Annotated in this window: 1 protein-coding gene and 1 pseudogene; both read left to right on the top strand. The window is 68.5% G+C overall.

Annotation, left to right across the window (positions count from 1 at the left end):
• Positions 1–195, top strand: a pseudogene (locus CJ177_RS46505) (MFS transporter); the annotation flags it as partial.
• Positions 196–230: 35 nt separating this feature from the next.
• Entirely contained in the window at positions 231–506 is a 276-nt protein-coding gene (locus CJ177_RS46510) for a cyclophilin-like fold protein (RefSeq protein ID WP_257015114.1), read from the top strand.
• Positions 507–663 lie beyond the last annotated feature (157 nt).

The raw sequence follows: 663 nt of genomic DNA on the forward strand, positions 1-663 counted from the left end.
GGAACGGCGTTAGCCGCGACCACCCTGTCGACGTCACTGGGTGTGGTCGGGCCGGCGGTCCTCGGCGCCGCGATCACCGCCACCGCGCTGATACCGATCGCACTGCTGGCGACCACCCGGGCGCGTCCTGCCGCCGGTAACCCGCCGCCCCGACCCTCCGACGAGACGCTGCGGGTCCCCACGTCAGTGAGCTAGAGCGCGGCTGAACACCGGCATCGACAGGAAAACCCATGCGCCCCAGGATCACCGGGCTGGTCGTCCACGCGACAGCCGTCACCGCCGGCGTCACCGCCAGCGCACGAGACTTCGCGTCCCTGCTGCCCGCCACGATCACCCTGCACGACCTCGGCGGTCGCGAGAAGGCCGGACCGCTGCCTCGCGAACTCACCGACGGTCAGGACCAGAGCAGCTACCGCGCAGGACAACTCGGCAATGGGCGCCCAGAAGTGCCCTGGCCAGCTACTACCGCGAAGACGGTTTCACGATTCCCGATCCCGGGATCGTGATGATCGGCGAGATCGACACCGGACTCGACGCCATCACCGATGCCGACGCCTCCCTCATCATCACCGCATCCTGACCACCCCCCCCAACGACAGAAGAGGACCACCATGCGTGGAGTAGTGATGTATGCCCCCGGCGATGTTCGCGTCGTCGAGCGGC

The organism is Rhodococcus sp. ACPA1, from assembly GCF_002300195.1.
GTDB classification, from domain to species: Bacteria; Actinomycetota; Actinomycetes; order Mycobacteriales; family Mycobacteriaceae; genus Rhodococcus_F; species Rhodococcus_F opacus.